Origin of the sequence: [Mycobacterium] fortunisiensis (assembly GCF_019050325.1) — a bacterium.
Taxonomy (GTDB): Bacteria; Actinomycetota; Actinomycetes; order Mycobacteriales; family Mycobacteriaceae; genus Mycobacterium; species Mycobacterium fortunisiensis.
The window spans coordinates 431,235-451,499 of record NZ_VOMB01000016.1 but is presented as its reverse complement, the minus strand read 5'-3'; the positions used below and the strand labels follow the sequence as shown (position 1 = coordinate 451,499).

Genomic DNA, 20,265 nt, shown 5'->3' with positions numbered 1-20,265 from the left:
GCCCACCGCCGCCGTCAGCCCGCGCGAGGCCACCAGGGCGGTTGCCGCCACCTCGGCGCGGCTGTGGATGAATTCGTCATTGGGGATAACTCAGCGCCGGCCTGGTCCCGGCACCGTGTCTAACAGTCAGATCCCGGCGTTGCCGGGGCGGCGTCGCCGCGGCCGCCGGCCTCCGCCCGGGCCAACAACCCCGCGATGCGGGCGTCGAAACGCGGCGAGTAGGACACGTCGTCGTCGCAGCCTCCACCGTCGAGCCCACCGACCAGCCCGGTCACCTTCGAGCCGGTGACCCACGGGGCACCGCTGAAACCATCGGTCAGCCCCGCGCAGGCCAGCGACGGAAAGCCTTGGGGCGACCAGTCTGTGACGCCGCGACAGGCCGACGGGCTGCCTCCCTCGCCCATCGGGTAACCGGTCACCGTCACCTCACTACCCGCCGGTGGCGCAGACCCGAGCGTCAATCCGCCACCGGCCGCGGCCAGCACGTCGACCCCGGAATCCGCGGACACCTGCGCGATCGCGTAGTCGGCCTGCGGGTCGCGTTCGGCAAGCCAGCGCCGGTCCAGGTAGACCGTCCCGACATGCCAGGTGCCACCGCCGCCTGCCCCGAAGCCGGGAACGAATGTGGTGTCCACACCGTCGGCAAGGCAGTGCGCGGCCGTGAGGATGAGATCGCCCGCGGTGCTTGCCAAGACCGAGCCGCTACAGGTGTGGGTCGCGGTGTCGCCCAAAAACACCGCTCCGACCCGCGGGTCCGGCGTCACCGTCTCGCCGCCGGCTCGCGACAGCGCACCGGCCTCCGGGCTGGTCGTCGCCTGCGGCGCGGGGCCGGCGGACCCGCCGGTGACTGCGCCCGGCCCCACACACGCCGCCGCCATCGCCACCACGACGGCCCCAGGGGCCACCGCCGCGGTGAGCTTGGTCAACCGGGGCACGCGCATTGCCAACGATTTTGCCTGTTCTCGACGATCACTGCCGGAATGCCGGCCCGGTCCCGGCGCGTTCGTAGCCACAAGTGGGGCGGACCGAACGCGCGGCGTGGGTATACGAGACACTAGATGGCACGGTGGTAGGCCGTCACAGCCGTCCTACCGCAGTGAGGAGACGAAGCGAGATGACTGACAGCAGCGACACCCCCGAACAGCAGCACTACCAGCCCGATCAGAGCGGCATGTACGAGCTGGAATTCCCGGCCCCGCAGCTGTCCTCGTCGGATGGTCGTGGCCCGGTGCTGATTCATGCCCTGGAAGGATTCTCCGATGCCGGGCATGCCATCCGGCTGGCCGCTGAGCACCTCAAAGACACCCTCGAGACCGAACTGGTGGCCTCTTTCGCCATCGACGAGTTGCTGGACTACCGGTCCCGGCGACCGTTGATGACGTTCAAGACCGACCACTTCACCAACTACGAGGACCCCGAGCTGAACCTCTACGCGCTGCACGACGGCGCGGGCACGCCGTTTCTGCTGTTGGCCGGCCTGGAACCGGACCTGCGCTGGGAGCGGTTCATCACCGCCGTCCGACTGCTCTCCGAACAGCTCGGGGTGCGGCGGGTGATCGGGCTGGGCACCATCCCGATGGCGGTGCCGCACACCCGACCGGTCATGCTCACCGCGCACGCCAACAACAAGGAACTGATCACCGACCACACCCCGTGGGTCGGCGAAGTCCAGGTCCCGGCAAGCGTTTCCAACCTGCTCGAGTTCCGGATGGCTCAGCACGGCCACGAGGTGGTGGGCTATACCGTGCACGTCCCGCACTACCTGGCCCAGACGGCGTACCCGCCGGCGGCCGAGGCACTGCTCGCCGAGGTCGCCCGGACCGGTTCGCTGCAGCTGCCGCTGGAGAAACTGTCCGAGGCCGGCGCCGAGGTGTACAGCAAAATCAACGAGCAGGTCGAAGCCAGCGCCGAAGTCGCTCAAGTGGTGACCGGGCTGGAGCGCCAGTACGATGCGTTCGTTGCTGCACAGGAGAATCGGTCGCTGCTGGAACGCGACGAGGAACTTCCCAGCGGCGACGAGCTGGGCGCGGAGTTCGAACGGTTCCTCGCCCAGCAGGCCGGAGACAAATACAAGGACGACAAGTACAAGGACGGACGAGACGGCTTCGGCGAGGGATTCTCCAACGGCGACAACCACTCATAGGAGCGGCCGAGAGCGAGGTTCGACCACATGACCGAGCGCAAACCCCACCTGCGATCCGTTCGCGAGCTGACCCCGACCCTCGAATTCCGCACGATCCACGGCTACCGGCGCGCCTTCCGGGTGGCCGGATCCGGCCCGGCGCTGCTGCTGATCCACGGTATCGGTGACAACTCCACCACCTGGCACACCGTGCAATCCACGCTCGCGCAACGCTTCACGGTGATCGCCCCGGATCTGCTCGGCCACGGCGCCTCCGACAAACCGCGGGCGGACTACTCGGTGGCCGCCTACGCCAACGGCATGCGTGACCTGCTGAGCGTCCTCGACATCGACCGGGTCACCGTCGTCGGCCATTCCCTCGGCGGCGGCGTCGCGATGCAATTCGCCTATCAGTTCCCGCAACTGGTGGACCGGCTCATCCTGGTCGGCGCCGGTGGGGTCACCAAGGACGTCAACGTGGCGCTGCGGATCGCCGCACTGCCGCTGGGCAGCGAGGCGCTGGCCCTGCTGCGGTTGCCGATGGTGCTGCCGGCGCTGCAGGTGATCGGCCGCGCCGCGGGCTCGGTGCTGGGCGCAACCGGTCTGGGCCACGACATCCCGGACATGGTGCGCATCCTGGCCGACCTGCCGGAACCGACGGCCTCCTCGGCCTTCGCCCGCACCTTGCGTGCCGTGGTCGACTGGCGAGGCCAAGTGGTGACGATGCTGGATCGCTGTTATCTGACCGAATCCGTACCCGTCCAGCTGATCTGGGGCGATCGTGATTCGGTGATCCCCGTCAGCCACGCGCAGCTGGCGCATGCCGCAATGCCCGGTTCCCGGTTGGAGATCTTCGCCGGATCCGGGCATTTTCCGTTCCACGACGATCCCGACCGGTTCGTCGAGGTGGTGGAACGCTTCGTCGACTCGACCGACCCGTCCGTCTACGACCAGGACCGGCTCCGCAGCCTGCTGCGCACCGGGCTGAGCGAGTCGGCCCTCAGCGGCTCACTCGACACCCAGGTGGCCGTGCTCGACGCGATGGGCGCAGACGAGCGCAGCGCCACCTGACCGCTGCGGTGCGACGTAGCATCGGATTATGGCCATCGACGTCACTGTGTTGCGGGTGTTCACCGATTCCGAGGGCAAGTACGGCAATCCGCTCGGCGTCGTCGACAACAGCACCGTCGAACCTGCCGACCGGCAGCGGATCGCCACCGAATTGGGTTACAGCGAAACGGTATTCGTCGATCTTCCGGCGCCGGGCGGCAGCTCTGCCAGCGCACACATCTTCACCCCGGTCGCCGAGATGCCCTTCGCCGGCCATCCCACGGTGGGTGCGTCGTGGTGGCTGCGGGATCTGGGGCGGCCGGTGAACACCCTGCAGGTACCCGCCGGGATCGTGCAGGTCGGCTATGCCGGGGACCTGGCCGCGGTCAGTGCTCGCTCCGAATGGGCACCAGAGTTCGTCATCCACGACGTGCTCTCCACCGACGAACTGTTCCGCGCCGACCCCGACGACTACGACGACGATGTCGAGCACTACCTGTGGACCTGGCTGGACCAGGATGGCGGTGTGCTGCGGTCACGCATGTTCGCCACACATCTGGGTGTCCCCGAAGATGAGGCGACCGGGTCGGCGGCTGTGCGGATGACCGACCATCTGAGCCGCGACCTGACGATCATCCAAGGCAAGGGTTCGGTGATCGAAACTCAGTGGAACGCTGAAGGCTGGGTACGCGTCGCCGGTCGCGTCGTCAACGACGGCACCACCACACTGGACATATCGCAGCTGAACTGACTGCGGGCTCAACCCGCCTCGGCGTCGGTACGGTGCGCCCGCAACGCCGCGATTTCGCGTTCGAAGTCCTCAGCCGACGAAAACGACCGGTACACCGAGGCGAATCGCAGATAGGCGACCTCGTCCAGCTCCCGCAGCGGCCCCAGAATCGCCAATCCGACCTCATGGCTTGGGATCTCCGGGGTACCCAGGCCGCGGACCGCGTCCTCGACCTGCTGAGCCAGCACGTTCAGGGCGTCGTCATCGACCTGCCTGCCCTGACAGGACCGCCGGACACCGCGGATGACCTTCTCGCGGCTGAACGGCTCGGTCACCCCGCTGCGCTTCACCACAGCCAGAACGGCCGTTTCCACGGTGGTGAAGCGACGTCCACACTCGGGGCAGGACCGCCTGCGCCGGATCGCCTGTCCCTCGTCGGTTTCCCGGGAATCGACGACGCGCGAATCGGGATGACGGCAGAACGGACAGTGCATCACCGCTCCTTCGTCATGCCGTCGGACTACTAGCTCGAGCGCCCTTGAGCCTACCCGCGATGCCCTCGGCAGACTCACCGCCGGGTCCCATGGGGTGTAGGTGATCATGCCGGCGCCGGCCAGTGTGGCTGCCTGCCAGGACGATTCAACGGACATCGCACTGCTCAGCCAACGGGCGCGAGCAGTGTCTGTCCGGCGTCGACGGCAGCGGATTCCAGCTGGTTGAGGTCACGGATCTGCTCGACGACCTGCGCCACCGGGGTGTTCGGCGCGACCCGCCGGGCCACCTGCTGCAGGCTCTCCCCCGACTTCACCTGCACCACCGCGAGCTCGGTGGGCGTCGGCGCCTCGGCGCCCAGCACGCCACCGAACTGGGCCACCAGGCCGAGCCAGACTGTGATGCCGGCGGCGACGAGCGCCAGCAACACCGTGGTCAATGGCGTGATAGGGCGGCTCCGATGCGATGCCCGCGACATCAGCACTCCGGTGCCCCGGTAGTGGGGTGCGGCACCGGCCGGCCGGCGCGGCGCGGCCCGCCGGACCCGGCGCACCGGACGCGGCACGCCCGTGCCGAACGTCGCGCTGGCGTGCGTATCGAACGCAGCGCCTGCGCCGGTTCCGGTGCCACCGGCGGCGTGCTGCGACGCCGCCGACCGCGGCCCGGACCTGACAGCCCGAACAGTCCGAGGAGCCTGAACTGCACGGGAACGGCTGCCGGCGGGAATATCGATGATCGCCATCTGTCTGCCTTTCGCTGAGACCGGTGAGGGCGGATTCGCTCTTGTGTTCGAACCATACTCGCTCAGGTGTTCGATTGATAGAACATGTGATCGAACTGTTGCACACGATAGAACGGGGCACCGACACGTTCCGATCGCCGAACCCGGGTCCCGCCGCCGGGGACGGCCCGACCGCACCGCCGCGACGGCGCACCCGCGGACACGCCGACAAAACACCTCGAACACATGTTTGATTAATGTTCGATCAGCGACTACATTCGGCCACATGAGCGACGACCGCAGCAGGGACGGCAGCAGCACCGACAGCCCGGCGGGATCGGCGGGGGCGGCGGGATGCGCATCCGACGGCACAAGTCCGCGCCGCGGCGCCGACGGCGGACTGACCGAACGGCAACGGACCATCCTCGACGTGATCCGCGCCTCGGTCACCAGTCGCGGCTACCCGCCCAGCATCCGTGAGATCGGCGATGCGGTCGGCTTGACCTCGACGTCGTCGGTGGCGCACCAGTTGCGCACCCTGGAACGCAAGGGTTATCTGCGACGTGACGCCAACCGGCCGCGTGCCGTCGACGTTCGTGCAGCCGACGATCCAACGGCTGCCGCACTGGTGTCCACCGATGTGGCCGGCTCCGACGCGCTACCCGAACCGACCTTCGTCCCGGTCCTCGGCCGGATCGCCGCCGGTGGCCCCATCCTCGCCGAGCAAGCCGTCGAGGACGTCTTCCCGCTCCCCCGCGAACTGGTCGGCGAAGGCTCGCTGTTCCTGCTCAAGGTCGTCGGCGACTCGATGGTGGATGCCGCCATCTGCGACGGCGACTGGGTGGTGGTGCGCCAGCAGAGCGTGGCCGACAACGGTGACATCGTGGCCGCGATGATCGACGGTGAAGCCACGGTCAAGACGTTCAAGCGGACCCGTGGTCAGGTCTGGCTCATGCCGCACAACCCGGCATACGACCCCATCCCCGGCAACGACGCGGCCGTGCTCGGCAAGGTCGTCACCGTGATCCGCAAGATCTGACGGGCTCAGTCCGCTCGCACGAATCCATTCGTGCGGGCGAACTCCTCACTGGCGAACCAGATCTCGGCGACCGCATCGTCGTACTCACCGCTGTCGGGCGACCAGTACCGCCCAGACTTGGTGTCCGCCTTGATCGGGTACCCCTCCGGCGCCCGGTAGGGATCATCCAACGGCAAGTGGATGGCCGTGACAGTGGGCACCTCGTCGAGTTCGATCGCCGCGTGACGCCCGCTGTGCGCCTCACTGCTGTAGGCCTCGGCCTCGGTGATCACCCGGGTGGGCGCGGTATCGACGTTGTCCTGGAAACTCTGCACCGGCAGACCGCCCAGCCCCGAGAACGCGTGTGGCGCACCGGCACCCATGCCGGCACCGTCAGCCGCCCCGGCGTCTGACAGTTGCTCGTCCACCAGTTCGGCCTCGACATCATCGACGGAGTCGACGTAGCCGCCCTCGGCGACCTCCTCGAACTCCGCATCGATGGGCGTGTCGAGGTTTTCCTCGTCGTCGAAGTCGCCGTCCACGAAATCGTCGCCGTCGAGGTCGTCCTCGAAATCGTCGCCCTCGAAGTCTCCGTCGAAGTCGTCGTCATCCTCGAATGCGTCGTCGCGCTGGTGCCCACCGAAGTCCGGTCCCGCACCCACCAACTGTGCGGAATCCTCGGGCGGTTCGTCCTCGTCGCCCGGTGCGCCGTAGCCGGCACCGGCCCCGTGCGGTGCGGCCCATTGGCTGACCGGGATGGCGGTGTCGGTGGGCCCGTCGTACGGGGATTCCGCGCCGGCCACCGATTCCTCACCGGGCCCGGTGAATCGCGCGGTGGTGGCTTCGCCTGCCGCATAGCCACCGGCGGGTCCGTAACCGTGCGGCTCGACGCCACGGTCGTCGGCGAACTCGTCGTCGCGGTAACCATCGTCGCGGTAGCCGTGTGTGTCGTAGTGCGGGTCGTGGTAGGAGCCGTCGTCGTAGCCGTCCTCGAACGGATCATGCTCGAAGTCGCCACCGTCGTCGCGGGTCCGGCGCCGGTGCCACAACGCGGCCCCGACCACCAGCGCGGCCAGCAGCAGCACCGGAATCACCGCGATCAGCCACCACCAACTCCAGTGCCAGCTGAACGGTTTCGCGGTGTCGGTACCGGCGTCGGAAGCCGGTGGCGCCCCGGCCGGCTGGTCGAGTCCGGGTACCTCAAGCCCGCTCAGTTGGGAGGCGAGTTTCGACGGTTCGGTGGTGAACTTGTTGGCCTCCCGGTCCCAGGAGATCGCGCCCCCGCTGAACCGCTGCGTGACGACATTGCCGTCTTCGGTCTGATCGGCCATCGGGGCACCCAGCTCGCCCTTGGCTCCGCCCAGCTTGTCCCAGGCCGCCTTCATCGCACCGCGCACGATCACCGCGCCGTAATCAGGGGTCCAGAAGATGACCGGGTTGTCCGTGGCGGCGAAGGTGCTGATCCGGCTGTTGGGTCCCAGACCGCCCTCCGCCTCGCTGGCGGTGGGGAAACCCAGATCGCCTTCGGGCCCGCCGACGCTCTCGTACTTCTCGAGCAGTTGCCCCGTGACGGCGTTGGCGCCGGTCGCCGGACTGTAGAAGATCTTGCCGCCGGCGAAGTTCTGTCCGACCCCGTCCCCGCCGATCGGGTACTGGTCGCCGTCTTTCGCGCCGAGCGGGCCCATCGGGCCGCCGGCTGCCCGGCGGGCGGCCGCGATCGCCGACGCCGGGTCGGTCGGAACCTCCAGGCCGGCGAGCTGATCGGCCAACTCCGGCGGCACCGTGGTGAAGGCCTTGGTCTTGCGGTTCCAGGAAATCTCGCCGCCGGTGAACTTCTGCGTGCTCATGTCACCGTCGAACGACTCGTCGTCGGTCGGGACACCGAGCGTCCCGGCGGACCCGCCCACCTTGTCCCACGCGGCGTTGATGGCGCCTCGCACCACGTGGGCGCCGTTGTCCGGCGTCCAGAAGATCACCGGGTTGTCGGGGGCACTGAATGTCGAGTTGCGGCTGTCCTGCGCGCGCCCGGGCCCCTCGTCGATCGTGGGGAATCCCAAGTCGCTGTCGGCCGGGCCGCCCAACGACTCGTACTTCTCAAGGATTGCACCCTGCATGAAGTGAGCACCGGTGGCCGGGGTGAAGAACATCTTGCCCGAAGCGAAGTCCTGCACGAACCCCGAACCCACCGCATACACGTCGCCCTGGCGCGGGCCCAGCGAACCGCCGTCGGCACCGGTGGCCTCCCACGCAGCGGTGATCGCGGCGTCGGCGTCCGACTCCGGGGTGGCCGAAGCCACCGCCGACGTCCAAAAACCAGCGACTACGAGTGCGAGCAGGCCGACCGCCAACCGCCACACGGCCGCGTTCAGCCTCGCTCCCGGCCTAGTCATGCGCCCTCCCCGCTCGTTCGGCAAAAGATGTCTCAGAAATGTCCCGCCCGACAACTCTGCTTCAGCAGGTGACGATAACCAAGGAACGTGGCCGAACTTGACCAAAAAAGCCGCAATATCTGGGTCAATTGACCCAAAATCGGGCGATTTCGGCCGCTGTGGCGACCGAATTGGGGTCGCTAGACGCCCAAACTGCGCCCGATGATCTCTTTCATGATCTCGGTCGTGCCGCCGTAGATCGTCTGTACGCGGGCATCGAGGTAAGCCCGTGCGACCGGGTACTCACGCATGTAGCCGTACCCGCCGTGCAGCTGCAGGCAGCGGTCGATGAGCTCCACCTGCTTCTCGGTGGAGTACCACTTGGCCATCGCGGCCTGCTCGACGGTGAGTTCCTCGGTCAGGTGCAACCGGATGAACTCGTCGACCATCATCCGCACCACGGTCGCCTCGGTCGCCAGTTCGGCCAGCAGGAACCGGCTGTTCTGGAAGCTGCCGATCGGCTTGCCGAACGCCTTGCGTTCCTTCGTGTACTGCACCGTCTGTTCGAGCACCGCCTCCATCGCCGCGGCGGCCATGATGGCGATCGAGATGCGTTCCTGCGGGAGGTTCTGCATCAGGTAGACGAAACCCTGCCCCTCCTCGCCGAGCAGGTTCTCCACGGGCACCTTGACGTCGGTGAACGACAACTCCGCGGTGTCCTGGGCGTCCAGGCCGATCTTGTCGAGGTGCCGGCCCCGTTCGAAACCCTCCATGCCGCGCTCGACCACCAGCAGCGAAAAGCCCAGTGCTCCCTTGTCCGGGTCGGTCTGGGCCACCACGATCACCAGGTCGGAGTTGATGCCGTTGGTGATGAAGGTCTTGGAGCCGTTGAGCACATAGTGGTCGCCGTCGCGGACCGCGCGGGTCTTGATGCCCTGCAGATCGCTGCCGGTGCCGGGTTCGGTCATGGCGATCGCGGTGATCAATTCGCCGGTGCAGAACTTGGGCAGCCAGCGCTGCTTCTGCTCCTCGTTGGTCAGCCGCAGCAGATACGGTGCGACGACGTCGTTGTGCAGGCTGAAGCCGATACCGCTGTAGCGGCCGGCCACGGTTTCCTCACAGACGATCGTGTTGTAGCGGAAGTCGGGGTTGCCGCCGCCGCCGTACTCCTCGGGCACCGCCATCCCGAGAAAGCCCTGTTTACCGGCCTCCAGCCAGACGCCGCGGTCGACGATCTTGTCCTTCTCCCACTGGTCGTGGTGCGGCGCGACGTGGCGTTCCAGGAACGCGCGGTAGGACTCGCGAAACAACTCGTGCTCGGGCTCGAACAACGTGCGCTCGTACTTCACAGCACTGCCCATGGTGTGACCTCCGGTACTGGTTACGGATTTGGGGCCAACCTATACCAACCCAGTGGTTGGTCAGCCCGGGGTGGTGGGTTGTCACCCGTAAACTCAGCCCATGCCCCAGTCCGCGATGAGCCTCGCTCACTGGGGAGCTTTCACCGCCGATGTCGCGGCCGGGGACATCACCTCGGTCACGCCGCCCAGCGGTGACGCCGACCCCTCCCCGCTGCTGGGGAATCTGCCGGGCTCGATCCGGCATCGCTCGCGCATCGCGGGACCCGCGGTGCGACGCGGCTGGCTGCGCGACGGGCCCGGACCGAGCACCGAGCGGGGCGCCGACGAGTACGTCGCGGTGTCCTGGGACGAACTCACCGAGTTGCTGGCCGACGAGTTGCGCCGCGTCGTGGACACCTACGGCAACGAGGCGATCTACGGCGGCTCCTATGGCTGGGCCAGCGCCGGACGCTTCCACCACGCGCAGAGCCAGGTGCATCGGTTCCTGAAAATGCTTGGCGGCTATACGTCTTCGCGCCACTCCTACAGCCTGGGCGCCACCGGGGTGATCATGCCGCGGGTGGTGGGCACCCACGACGACCTCTTCAAACGATCGACTGACTGGAACGTGATCGCCGAACACACCGATCTGATGGTGTCTTTCGGCGGGGTCGCGTTGAAGAACACCGGCACCAATCACGGTGGGACCACGACACATCCAGCCCGCGACGCCCTGCGCCGGATGCGTTCCCGCGGCGGTCAGATCGTGTCGTTGAGCCCGCTGCGAGACGACGTCGACGGTGAGTGCCGATGGTTGGCGCCGGTGCCCGGCACCGATGTGGCGGTGATGCTCGCGCTGGCCTACGTGCTGGCCACCGAGGGTCTGGCGGATCTCGATTTCCTCGACATCTACTGCACCGGATACCCGCGGTTCGAACGCTATCTACTGGGGCGGGACGACGGGGTGGCAAAGACACCGCAGTGGGCATCGCGGCTCAGCGGCCTGCCTGTCGCCGAGCTGACGGCACTGGCCCGGCAGATGGCCGCCTGCCGCACCCTGATCACCGTCAGCTGGTCGCTGCAGCGGGTCCGGCACGGCGAGCAGGCCCCGTGGATGGGGTTGACGCTGGCGGCGATGCTGGGCCAGATCGGTCTTCCCGGAGGAGGTTTCGGTCACGGCTACGGCTCGATGAACGAGCCCGGACTACCCCCGCTGCGATGCGGTCTGCCGGCGCTGCCGCAGGGTGCCAACCCCGTGCAGACGTTCATCCCGGTCGCCGCGGTCACCGAGATGCTGCTGCGGCCCGGTCAGCCATTCGATTACAACGGCAGGCAGCTGCGCTACCCCGACATCAAGTGCGTGTACTGGGCCGGGGGCAACCCGTTCCACCATCACCAGAACATTCCGCGCCTGCGCCGGGCCCTGGCCCGGGTGGACACCATCGTGGTGCACGACCCGTATTGGACGGCGATGGCCAAACACGCCGACATCGTGGTGCCGTCGACCACCGCCTACGAGCGCGAGGACTACTCGGGTTCGCGCAATGATCCACTGCTGGTTGCCATGCCGGCGCTGACACCGCCCTACGCCGACTCCCGAGATGACTACACCACGTTCGCCGACCTGGCCGGGCGGCTCGGGTTCGGCGGCCAGTTCACCGAGGGCCGGACGGCCCGGCAGTGGCTCGTGCACATGTACGAAAAATGGTCTGCTGGACTGGATTTCGATGTGCCGAGCTTCGACGAGTTCTGGACTGCCGGGCAGTTGCGGCTACCCACCGACTCCGACCTGACGCTGCTCGCCGATTTCCGGGCCGACCCGACGGCGCACCGGCTGGCCACCCCGAGCGGCCGCATCGAGATCTTCTCGCACACCATCGACGGTTTCGGCTACCCCGACTGCGCCGGGCATCCTCGCTGGTACGAGCCGACGGAATGGCTCGGTGGCGAGCGCGCCCGGGCCTATCCGCTGCACTTGCTGGCCAACCAGCCGGCCACCCGTCTGCACAGCCAACTCGACGGTGGGGCCACCAGTCAGTCATCGAAAGTTCAAGGGCGCGAACCGATCCGGATCCATCCCGACGACGCTCTGGCGCGTGGACTCGGCGACGGCGACGTGGTGCGGGTGTTCAACGATCGCGGGGCATGCCTGGCCGGCGTGGTGATCGACGACCGGCTGCGCCCGGCGGTGGTGCAGCTGTCGACCGGGGCCTGGTTCGATCCGGCCGACCCGAGCGATCCCGACGCGATGTGTGTGCACGGCAACCCCAACGTGCTCACCGACGATGTGGGTACCTCCACTCTGGCCCACGGCTGCACGGGAGCCCACGTGCTGGTGCAGATCGAGAAGTACACCGACACGTTGCCACCGTTGCGGGCGCATGAGCCACCGGTGATCCGTACCCGGTAACGCGTTGCGCGGCGGCCAGTTCGGCCGTTTGCCCGCCGATCGTCGCGGGCCGGTGTCAAAATCCCTTCAGCGCTGACACCGGCGTCAGCGGAAGGAGATCCGGGCCGATGCGATTCTCACCCCGTTCCGCTGCCAGATCCCTGCTGATCGGCGTCGTGGCCGTGTCCGGGTCGGTGGCCGTCGGCACCACCGCGACGCTCACCGCCGAGGTGGTGCTGAATGCCGCCGTGACGCCGCTGATCGTTCCCGGGACCGGCACGCCGAACCCGGCGGATTCCAAGAATTACATGGCCAATGCCGTCGCCTATTACGTGGACACCAGCGGAGCATGCGGGGCCGCGGAATGTGGCGAGCCGGTGCCGATCCCCTACATCGCCCAGTTCTGGCCGTTCCCGTTCGAGGGCTGGGGCGGGCTGGAGGGCGCCAAGTGGAATGTCTCGGTGGCCAGCGGGGTCACCCGGCTGACCAGCGAGCTCGTCGGCGACAACAACCCCAGCGCCGAGCACCCCGTCACCGTCTTCGGTTACTCGCAGGGCGCCACGGTGGCCAGCATCGTCAAGGCCAGTCTGGCAGACCTGACCGACGAGCAGAAAGCCAACCTGTCGTTCGTGTTGATCGGTAACCCGAACCGGCCCGATGGTGGGCTCTTCGAGCGGCTCGCGATCCTGGGCACCGTCCCGATCCTGGATGCGACCTTCGGTCAACCGACCCCGACCGACACCGGCATCGAAACCCACGACATCGCACTGACCTACGACGGGGTGGCCGATGCCCCGTCCTGGGTGCTCAATCCGCTCGCGCTGGTGAACGCGCTGGCCGGTTTCGAGTACGTGCACGGCACCTATCTGGCGCCCGACGACGGCGAGCCGGAAACCGCGACGCCCTACGGCTACACCCCCGAACAGGTGCAGGCCGCGATCAGGAATGCCGAAGCGAGTTGCACCGAGGCAACCCACTGCCAGCAACACGGCGACACGTACTACATCACGCTGCCGGCGAAAACCCTGCCGATCATGCAGCCGCTGCTGGATCTCGGAGCGGCGACCGGCACCTCCGCGGTGGTGATCCCGCTGGTCGACCTGGTCTCGCCGATGATGCAGACTCTGATCGAAACCGGCTATACCCGAACGGATTACAGCAAACCCACCCCGTTCCAGTTGCTGCCGAGCTTCAATCCCGTGACGTTGGTCACCGACCTGGCCAACGACATTCCCGAAGGGATCCGGGCCGCGCTCAACCCCGGCCTGGATCCGCTGCCCGGCTGGACCGACCCCATCGAGTCCGCAGAAACCGTCGACACCCCCGACGACGCCGTCGTCGGCACCACGAAGAAGGTCGCCGTCACAAGGGTCTCCACCGCACAGGACGCCAAGGCAGCCGTCACCTCCGACGAAGGTGAGGTCCCGGCGACCGCGCCACAGCGCCCGTCATTGCGTAAAGCCCTGGGGCTCAAGGACCATCCCGCCCGCGAGCGGGCGAATCCGGTCGGCGGCAACGCGCGTACGACGTTGAGCCAGGACAACGCGGACGACGCCGCGAAGACGAAGATGAAGATGAAGGCGACGAAGCACACGCAGCGCGCGAAACACCAGAAGCAGCAGAAGGATCGGACGCACGAGAAGCGGCAGTCCAAGCCTGCCGCCTGATCGGCACTCAGAACGTGGCGAACTCGCTCAGGCTCGCTGCCAGCGCCAGCGGCACCCGCGCCTTGATCCGCGTGCCGTCGGCAGTGTGTTCGGTGGCGTCCACCCGGCCCTCGGCGTGCACCCGCGCCACCAGGTCCCCACGCTCGTAGGGGATCGTCACGTCCACCGTGGCGTCGGTGGGCGGGATCATCTCGCCCATCTTGGCCCGCAGCCGGTCCAGCCCGTCACCGGTGCGCGCCGAGACGAACACCGCGTCGGGCAGGGCGCGTCGCAACGAGGCCAGCCCGAGATCGGTGGCCGCGTCGATCTTGTTGACCACCAACAACTCCGGTGGCGGGGCGATGTCGTATTCGGCGACCACCTCGTTGATCACCTGGCGGACCGCGTTGATCTGAGCCAACGGATGGGCGTCGGAGCCGTCCACCACATGCACCAGGAGATCGGCGTCTACCACCTCTTCCAGGGTGGACCGGAACGCCTCGACCAGCTGAGTGGGCAGGTGCCGGACAAAGCCGACGGTATCGGTCAGGACGAACGGCCGGCCGTCGTCGAGTTCGCCACGGCGCGTGGTGGGTTCGAGTGTGGCGAACAGGGCGTTCTCCACCAGCACCCCGGCCCCGGTCAGTGCGTTGAGCAGGCTGGATTTGCCGGCGTTGGTGTAGCCGACGATGGCCACCGAGGCGGCATCTGAGGACAACCGCCGGCTGCGCTGGGTGTCGCGAATCTTCTTCATGTCGCGAATTTCGCGGCGCAGCTTGGCCATCCGCTCGCGGATGCGTCTGCGGTCGGTTTCGATCTTCGTCTCGCCGGGCCCGCGGGTGCCCACGCCACCGCCGGCGCCACCGGCACGGCCGCCGGCCTGACGGGACATCGACTCGCCCCAGCCGCGCAGCCGGGGCAGCATGTACTCCATCTGGGCCAGCGACACCTGCGCCTTGCCCTCCCGGCTGGTGGCGTGCTGGGCGAAGATGTCCAGGATCAGCGCGGTGCGGTCGATCACCTTGACCTTGACCACTTTCTCCAGCGAGTTGAGCTGTGCGGGCGACAGCTCGCCGTCACAGATCACCGTGTCGGCGCCGGTGGCCAACACGATCTCGCGCAGCTCGGCCGCCTTGCCCGAGCCGATGTAGGTGGACGGATCGGGCTTGTCGCGGCGCTGGATGAGCCCTTCGAGCACTTCCGAGCCAGCGGTCTCGGCGAGTGCCGCCAATTCGGCCAGGCCGGCATCGGCATCGGCGGCGCTGCCTTCGGTCCACACCCCGACCAGGACCACACGCTCCAGCCTGAGCTGGCGGTATTCGACCTCGGTGACGTCGGCGAGTTCGGTGGACAGCCCCGCGACACGGCGCAGGGAGGCACGGTCTTCGAGGGCCAGCTCACCGGTGCTGGGGGTGACGGGATGTTCTGGATGAGTCATATGTGCTTACAGGGTGTCACGTGGATCGGGCCGCGCGCACGCCAATTTATGAGGCATGGCCTGCGGCCACGTTGTTCCACCACTCTTCGGAGAGCTCGCCGCGGGCCAGCAGTACCGACGGCCCGCGCAGGTAGCTGGTGGACTCGGTGATCGTCACCGCGACCTCCCCGCCGGGAATCCGCACCCGCATGGCCCCGGTGTCGGCGCCCTGGTGTGCCAGGGCCGCCACGGTGGCCGCCACGGTGCCGGTGCCGCAGGAGCGGGTCTCACCGACGCCGCGCTCGTGCACCCGCATCGACACTGCCCCGTCGACTGCAGCGGTCAGCACCTCCACGTTGACGCCCTCGGGGAACAGCCGTGCATCGAAGGACACCGGCGCCGCGACGTTGAGGGCGGCCAGTTCGTCCTCGCTGACCCCGACACAGGCCAGATGCGGATTGCCCACGTCGACGGCGATACCGCTGAGGGTGCGGCCGCCGACCACCGCGGTGCCCGTGCCGAACCGGTTGGCCTTGCCCATCTCGACGGTGACGTCGGCGGTGGTGTCGCCGACGCTGTGCAGCACCACCGGACGCGGCCCGGCCAGGGAGCCGACCACGAACTCGTCGGCCGATTCCAGGCCGGAGGCGCGCAGGTAGTGCGCGAACACCCGCACGCCGTTGCCGCACATCTGCGCGATCGACCCGTCGGCGTTGCGGTAGTCCATGTACCAGTCGGTGGCCGCGACCCCGTCGGGCAACCGGTCGAACACCCCGGCGGCCTGTGCGGCGCCCGCCGTCGTCACCCGCAACATCCCGTCGGCGCCCAGGCCGCGGCGGCGGTCGCACAGTGCGGCCACCGCGGCCGGGGTCAGCGACAACGCGGCGTCGAGGTCGGGCAGCACCACGAAGTCGTTCTGCGTGCCATGCCCCTTCGCGAAAGGGATCGAGCCGAAGATCACCTGATCAGGATACGTGCCGCCAGGCCCGCAGCGCGTCGAGCACCAGTGCGTCGGCGGCCCCGTCCAGCCACACCACCCGGTGGTCGCGACGGAACCAGGACCGCTGCCGGCGGACATAGCGGCGGGTGCCGATGAACGTGGGTTCTCGTGCCGCCGACCCGTCTCCCCCGGCGTCGAGGTCGGCGAGCACCTGCGCGTAGCCGAGCGCCCGGGCTGCGGTGACCCCGTCGCGCAGCCCCCGGCCCAGCAACGCACGCACCTCGTCCACCAGGCCGTCGTCGAACATCAGGTCGGTACGCTGTTCCAGGCGCCGGTCGAGAAGGCTTGTCTCCCAATCTAATCCGATGATGACAGTATCCCAGCGGGGCGCACCGATCCTCGGCGCCGAGGCGGCGAACGGCTGCCCGGTGAGCTCGACGACCTCCAGGGCCCGCACGATGCGCCGGCCGTCGGTGGGCAGGATCGACGCCCCGGCGGCCGGGTCCACCCGGGTCAGTTCGGCGTGCAGGGCGGCCACCCCGATCTCGGCGAGCCGGGCCTCCCACCGGGCCCGCACCGCCGGATCAGTGGCCGGAAAAGTCCATTCGTCGAGCAGCGACTGGATGTAGAGCATGGACCCGCCGACGATCACCGGAACCGCACCGCGGGCCGCGATGGCCTCGACATCGGCGGCGGCATCCTGTTGGTAGCGGGCCACCGTGGCGGTCTCGGTGACGTCGAGGACATCGAGCTGGTGGTGCGGGATGCCGCGCCGCTCGGCGACCGGCAGCTTGGCGGTGCCGATGTCCATGCCGCGGTAGAGCTGCATCGCGTCGGCGTTCACGATCTCCCCGCCCACTTCTTCGGCGACCGCCAACGCCAGAGCCGACTTTCCGGTGCCGGTGGGGCCGATGATCGCAATCGGCCGGCTCACGGCAGCCATTCACCGACGAAGTAGCCGACACCGTAGGGCGCGCCGCGATAGAGCTCTCGGGCCGAACCGGGCCCGGGCCAGACCAGGCCGGCCAACACCTGATAGGCCACCCTGCCGAGAACCGGCTCGGGCAGTTCGGCCAGGGCGGCGACGTCACCGGTGGCCAGCGCGTCATCGAGATCCTGTTGGGTGGCCACCGACTCGGGCAGGTGGCCGCCGGGCGCCGACGGCGCCAGCGTGTGGAGCCCGTCGGCGACCACGAGCACGCCCACGGGCTCCGAGGATGCGTCGAGCCGCGCCCGCAGCGCACGGCCGCGGTCCAGCGCCTCGCCCACCGGGTTCGACGCGGCGTAGGTGTGCACGTCGACGCGGGCCTGAGGTTGCGCGCGGCCCCGAATCCAGCCGGCGATCAGGGCACACAGCGGCAGCTCGGCCGGATCGGCGGCCGGTCCGGGGCCGAGGGCCACCGGGACGTCGACGCCGTAGCCGGCGAACGTCCCCGCGCTGTCGGAGCCGAACTCGGCGTCGTCAGGGCTGATCCCGATCGCCAGCCAGCGCGGCGGCAACGCGCTCGCCGCGGCGATGACCGCGCCGCGCAGCTCACCCGTCTCGGCCGCGGCCGCACCCACCAACTCCGGCACCAGAACCGGAGTGGCGGGGACGATCGCGATGGCGCTCAGCACGCCACCAAACTTAGTGCGCCACCGACACGGTCTCGTCGTCGGCGGCTTCGCCGCGGGCCAGCGCCACGGTGGCCACGAGCATCACGGCCACCGCGACCACCAGCACCAGCCATCCGGCGTCACCGGGTCGCATCGATTCGCCCAGCACGACGACGCCCAGCACCGCGGCCACCACGGGCTCGGTGATCGTCATCGTCGGCAGGGACGCGGTGAGCGCGCCGGCACGAAACGCGGACTGCTGTATCGCGGTGCCGGCCACCGCGATGCCGGCCCACACGTACAGCTCGGGAGTGGCCAACAGCGCCCAGAGTCCGTCGTCGAGCCGGTCCACGACGCCCTTGGTGAGCACCGCGAACACGCCCCACAGCGCTCCCGACACCAGCGCCAGCAGCACCGCGCCGGCCGGCCCCGACCACATGCGCGACCCGATCAGGCACAGCACGAGAACCGGGCCCAGCACCGCGATGACCAGCGTCCAGGCCTCCAGCGCGGCGCGGGCATGGCCCGCCGTGGGGTTGCCGACGCTGACGATCACCGCGACCGCACCGGCCAGCAGCGCCGCCCACAGCCATTCCCACCGGGTCACCCGCCGGTGCGTCAGCCGGGCGTTGATCGGCAAGGCGAACAGCAGCGACGTCACCAGCAACGCCTGGACCAGCAGCACCGACCCCAGCCCGAGCGCGACCGCCTGCAGGCCGAAACCGACTGCGGCCACCAGGCTGCCCAGCCACCAGCGACGGTCCCGCAACAGCCGGGCGAACAGGCCCAGATGACCGACCGGTTCGGCGGTGACCTGCTGCGCGGAATGCTGGTGAATGACGTCGCCGACGGCGATGAACAACGCGGCGCCGAGCGCCGCCACGACCGCCAGATCCGTCGGTTCCATCACCACCTCCGTCGGCGTCCGGTCGAGTTTGTCGGGGCATTGAGCCTAAAGCCATGGGCACGACACAGGGCGACCTGCTTGAATAGCGGACAAAGCGACAGCATCGGGCGCCGCGTCGCGCGGCAGATGCGCGGGACCACCGCGCGGAGTACGAGGAGCGGATATGACAACCAGTGAGCCAGGTGGAGTGACCCCCCCGACCACCTCCGGGCCCACACCGAAGCCCACTCCGAGGCCCATCCCGAGGCCAGGCCCACCCCGCCCCGTCCCCCGGCCCAGCCGGGTCGCCCCGGTGGTCGCGGTGGCGCCCAGCAGCGATCCGCACCGCTTCGGCCGGGTGGATGACGACGGCACGGTGTGGCTGATCACCGAGTCTGGTGAACGGGTCATCGGGTCGTGGCAGGCCGGCGACACCGAGTCGGCGTTCGCCCACTTCGGCCGGCGCTTCGACGATCTGCACACCGAGGTGGCGTTGCTGGAACGTCGCCTCACCACCGGTACCGGCGACGCCCGCAAGATCAAGTCCGCAGCGGCCTCGCTGGCCGAAAGCCTGCCCACCGCGGCCGTTCTTGGCGACGTGGACGCGTTGAGCTCCCGGCTGGCGGCCATCCTGGAACACGCCGACGCCGCCGCGGCCACCGAGCGGGCCCAGCGCGACGAGCACCGGGCCGCTCAGACTGCACGCAAGGAAGCACTCGCCGTCGAGGCCGAGGACCTGGCGGCGAACTCCACACAGTGGAAGGCCGCCGGTGACCGGCTTCGCGAGATCCTCGACGAATGGCGCACCATCACCGGGCTCGACCGCAAGGTCGACGACGCGCTGTGGAAGCGGTACTCGACCGCACGTGAGATGTTCAACCGCCGCCGCGGCTCGCACTTCGCCGAACTGGATCGCGGCCGGGTGGGCGCCCGCCAGGTCAAGGAAGCGCTCTGCGAGCAGGCCGAGCAGCTGTCCGGGTCGACGGACTGGGGCCCCACCAGCGCTGCCTTCCGCGACCTGCTGAGCCAGTGGAAGGCCGCCGGACGCGCCGCCAAGGACGTCGACGACGCCCTCTGGCACCGGTTCAAGGCCGCCCAGGACACGTTCTTCGGGGCCCGCAACGCCGCACACGCCGAACGTGACGCCGAGTTCAAGGCGAACGCCACCGCCAAGGAAGCGCTGCTGGCCGAGGCCGAGAAGATCGACACCAGCGACTTGGACGCCGCCCGGGCGGCGTTGCGCACCATCGGCGAGAAGTGGGACGCGATCGGCAAGGTGCCCCGGGAGCGCGCGGCGGATCTGGAGCGACGGCTACGCGCCATCGAGAAGAAGGTGCGCGACGCTCCGGCCGGCGGCGTCGACCCCGAGGCGCAGGCGCGGGCCGATCAGTTCCGCGCGCGGGCCGAGCAGTTCGAGAAGCAGGCCCAGAAAGCCGAGGCGGCCGGTCGGGAGAAGGACGCGGCCGAGGCGCGGGCCAACGCCGAGCAGTGGAGGCAGTGGGCCACCGCGGCGGCCGAGGCGCTGGGCAAGCGCGGATAAGCCGGAGCG

General features: G+C 68.8%; 17 protein-coding genes. 7 read left to right on the top strand and 10 right to left on the bottom strand.

All coding sequences use genetic code 11. The annotated features are described in order from the left end of the window. Positions 1-119 precede the first annotated feature (119 nt). Positions 120-941 carry a trypsin-like serine peptidase gene (locus tag FR943_RS12475; protein ID WP_217157438.1) on the bottom strand — a complete coding sequence of 274 codons (822 nt, stop codon included), beginning with the start codon at positions 939-941 and terminating at the stop codon, positions 120-122. Between the two features lie 173 nt (positions 942-1,114). Between FR943_RS12475 and FR943_RS12470 the strand changes: the two genes are divergently transcribed. The 3 genes from FR943_RS12470 to FR943_RS12460 are packed head-to-tail and all read left to right on the top strand — an operon-like array spanning position 1,115 to position 3,923. Further along, a complete protein-coding gene (locus tag FR943_RS12470; RefSeq protein WP_217157436.1) occupies positions 1,115-2,143 on the top strand; it encodes a proteasome assembly chaperone family protein in 1,029 nt (342 codons plus the stop codon). A 27-nt stretch (positions 2,144-2,170) separates the two neighbouring features. Beyond that, positions 2,171-3,193, top strand: coding sequence for an alpha/beta fold hydrolase (locus tag FR943_RS12465; RefSeq protein ID WP_217157434.1), 1,023 nt, complete (start codon positions 2,171-2,173; stop codon positions 3,191-3,193). A 28-nt stretch (positions 3,194-3,221) separates the two neighbouring features. After that, positions 3,222-3,923, top strand: a complete 702-nt coding sequence (locus FR943_RS12460; protein WP_217157431.1) for a PhzF family protein — start codon at positions 3,222-3,224, stop codon at positions 3,921-3,923. A gap of 8 nt (positions 3,924-3,931) precedes the next feature. Here FR943_RS12460 and nrdR read toward each other — a convergent pair whose 3' ends face one another. Both nrdR and FR943_RS26400 read right to left on the bottom strand, forming a co-directional pair. Next, on the bottom strand, positions 3,932-4,396 hold the full coding sequence (nrdR, locus tag FR943_RS12455; RefSeq protein WP_217157429.1) for a transcriptional regulator NrdR: 465 nt from the start codon (positions 4,394-4,396) through the stop codon (positions 3,932-3,934). A 164-nt stretch (positions 4,397-4,560) separates the two neighbouring features. After that, positions 4,561-5,136: a LysM peptidoglycan-binding domain-containing protein gene (locus FR943_RS26400; RefSeq protein WP_246584973.1), complete on the bottom strand. Its 576-nt coding sequence runs from the start codon at positions 5,134-5,136 to the stop codon at positions 4,561-4,563. A gap of 265 nt (positions 5,137-5,401) precedes the next feature. Here FR943_RS26400 and lexA point away from each other — a divergent pair, with 265 nt between their 5' ends. After that, on the top strand, positions 5,402-6,154 hold the full coding sequence (lexA, locus tag FR943_RS12445) for a transcriptional repressor LexA (protein WP_217157427.1): 753 nt from the start codon (positions 5,402-5,404) through the stop codon (positions 6,152-6,154). A gap of 5 nt (positions 6,155-6,159) precedes the next feature. On the opposite strand, the gene FR943_RS12440 is transcribed toward lexA, so the two are convergent. Next, positions 6,160-8,523 carry an LGFP repeat-containing protein gene (locus tag FR943_RS12440; RefSeq protein WP_217157425.1) on the bottom strand — a complete coding sequence of 788 codons (2,364 nt, stop codon included), beginning with the start codon at positions 8,521-8,523 and terminating at the stop codon, positions 6,160-6,162. A gap of 179 nt (positions 8,524-8,702) precedes the next feature. Further along, complete coding sequence (locus FR943_RS12435) at positions 8,703-9,863, bottom strand: acyl-CoA dehydrogenase family protein (protein WP_217157423.1); 1,161 nt, start codon at positions 9,861-9,863, stop codon at positions 8,703-8,705. A gap of 100 nt (positions 9,864-9,963) precedes the next feature. Here FR943_RS12435 and FR943_RS12430 point away from each other — a divergent pair, with 100 nt between their 5' ends. Further along, entirely contained in the window at positions 9,964-12,252 is a 2,289-nt protein-coding gene (locus tag FR943_RS12430) for a molybdopterin-dependent oxidoreductase (protein WP_217157421.1), read from the top strand. Between the two features lie 107 nt (positions 12,253-12,359). Beyond that, entirely contained in the window at positions 12,360-13,898 is a 1,539-nt protein-coding gene (locus tag FR943_RS12425) for a PE-PPE domain-containing protein (protein ID WP_217157419.1), read from the top strand. A 7-nt stretch (positions 13,899-13,905) separates the two neighbouring features. Here FR943_RS12425 and hflX read toward each other — a convergent pair whose 3' ends face one another. From hflX to FR943_RS12400, 5 genes are read right to left on the bottom strand one after another with little or no spacing between them, the layout of a single operon-like run. Then, complete coding sequence (gene hflX / locus FR943_RS12420; protein ID WP_217157417.1) at positions 13,906-15,315, bottom strand: GTPase HflX; 1,410 nt, start codon at positions 15,313-15,315, stop codon at positions 13,906-13,908. A 46-nt stretch (positions 15,316-15,361) separates the two neighbouring features. After that, positions 15,362-16,240 (bottom strand): diaminopimelate epimerase, encoded by an 879-nt coding sequence (gene dapF / locus FR943_RS12415; protein WP_217158196.1) that lies wholly within the window; start codon positions 16,238-16,240, stop codon positions 15,362-15,364. Positions 16,241-16,259: 19 nt separating this feature from the next. Continuing rightward, complete coding sequence (gene miaA, locus FR943_RS12410) at positions 16,260-17,168, bottom strand: tRNA (adenosine(37)-N6)-dimethylallyltransferase MiaA (protein WP_308170531.1); 909 nt, start codon at positions 17,166-17,168, stop codon at positions 16,260-16,262. Continuing rightward, positions 17,165-17,851, bottom strand: coding sequence for a class III extradiol ring-cleavage dioxygenase family protein (locus FR943_RS12405; protein ID WP_217157408.1), 687 nt, complete (start codon positions 17,849-17,851; stop codon positions 17,165-17,167). The genes miaA and FR943_RS12405 overlap by 4 nt, the downstream gene beginning before the upstream one ends. A 10-nt stretch (positions 17,852-17,861) precedes the next feature. Continuing rightward, a complete protein-coding gene (locus FR943_RS12400) occupies positions 17,862-18,737 on the bottom strand; it encodes a DMT family transporter (protein ID WP_217157406.1) in 876 nt (291 codons plus the stop codon). 163 nt (positions 18,738-18,900) lie between these two features. Between FR943_RS12400 and FR943_RS12395 the strand changes: the two genes are divergently transcribed. After that, positions 18,901-20,256, top strand: a complete 1,356-nt coding sequence (locus FR943_RS12395) for a DUF349 domain-containing protein (protein WP_217157404.1) — start codon at positions 18,901-18,903, stop codon at positions 20,254-20,256. The last annotated feature ends 9 nt before the right edge of the window (positions 20,257-20,265 follow it).

Excerpts from the sequence above, each read along its gene's own strand:
- FR943_RS12475 (WP_217157438.1), bottom strand. The coding sequence starts at position 941 with ATGCGCGTGCCCCGGTTGACCAAGCTCACCGCGGCGGTGGCCCCTGGG.
- FR943_RS12470 (WP_217157436.1), top strand. The coding sequence starts at position 1,115 with ATGACTGACAGCAGCGACACCCCCGAACAGCAGCACTACCAGCCCGAT.
- FR943_RS12465 (WP_217157434.1), top strand. The coding sequence starts at position 2,171 with ATGACCGAGCGCAAACCCCACCTGCGATCCGTTCGCGAGCTGACCCCG.
- FR943_RS12460 (WP_217157431.1), top strand. The coding sequence starts at position 3,222 with ATGGCCATCGACGTCACTGTGTTGCGGGTGTTCACCGATTCCGAGGGC.
- nrdR (WP_217157429.1), bottom strand. The coding sequence starts at position 4,396 with ATGCACTGTCCGTTCTGCCGTCATCCCGATTCGCGCGTCGTCGATTCC.
- FR943_RS26400 (WP_246584973.1), bottom strand. The coding sequence starts at position 5,136 with ATGGCGATCATCGATATTCCCGCCGGCAGCCGTTCCCGTGCAGTTCAG.
- lexA (WP_217157427.1), top strand. The coding sequence starts at position 5,402 with ATGAGCGACGACCGCAGCAGGGACGGCAGCAGCACCGACAGCCCGGCG.
- FR943_RS12440 (WP_217157425.1), bottom strand. The coding sequence starts at position 8,523 with ATGACTAGGCCGGGAGCGAGGCTGAACGCGGCCGTGTGGCGGTTGGCG.
- FR943_RS12435 (WP_217157423.1), bottom strand. The coding sequence starts at position 9,863 with ATGGGCAGTGCTGTGAAGTACGAGCGCACGTTGTTCGAGCCCGAGCAC.
- FR943_RS12430 (WP_217157421.1), top strand. The coding sequence starts at position 9,964 with ATGCCCCAGTCCGCGATGAGCCTCGCTCACTGGGGAGCTTTCACCGCC.
- FR943_RS12425 (WP_217157419.1), top strand. The coding sequence starts at position 12,360 with ATGCGATTCTCACCCCGTTCCGCTGCCAGATCCCTGCTGATCGGCGTC.
- hflX (WP_217157417.1), bottom strand. The coding sequence starts at position 15,315 with ATGACTCATCCAGAACATCCCGTCACCCCCAGCACCGGTGAGCTGGCC.
- FR943_RS12400 (WP_217157406.1), bottom strand. The coding sequence starts at position 18,737 with ATGGAACCGACGGATCTGGCGGTCGTGGCGGCGCTCGGCGCCGCGTTG.
- FR943_RS12395 (WP_217157404.1), top strand. The coding sequence starts at position 18,901 with ATGACAACCAGTGAGCCAGGTGGAGTGACCCCCCCGACCACCTCCGGG.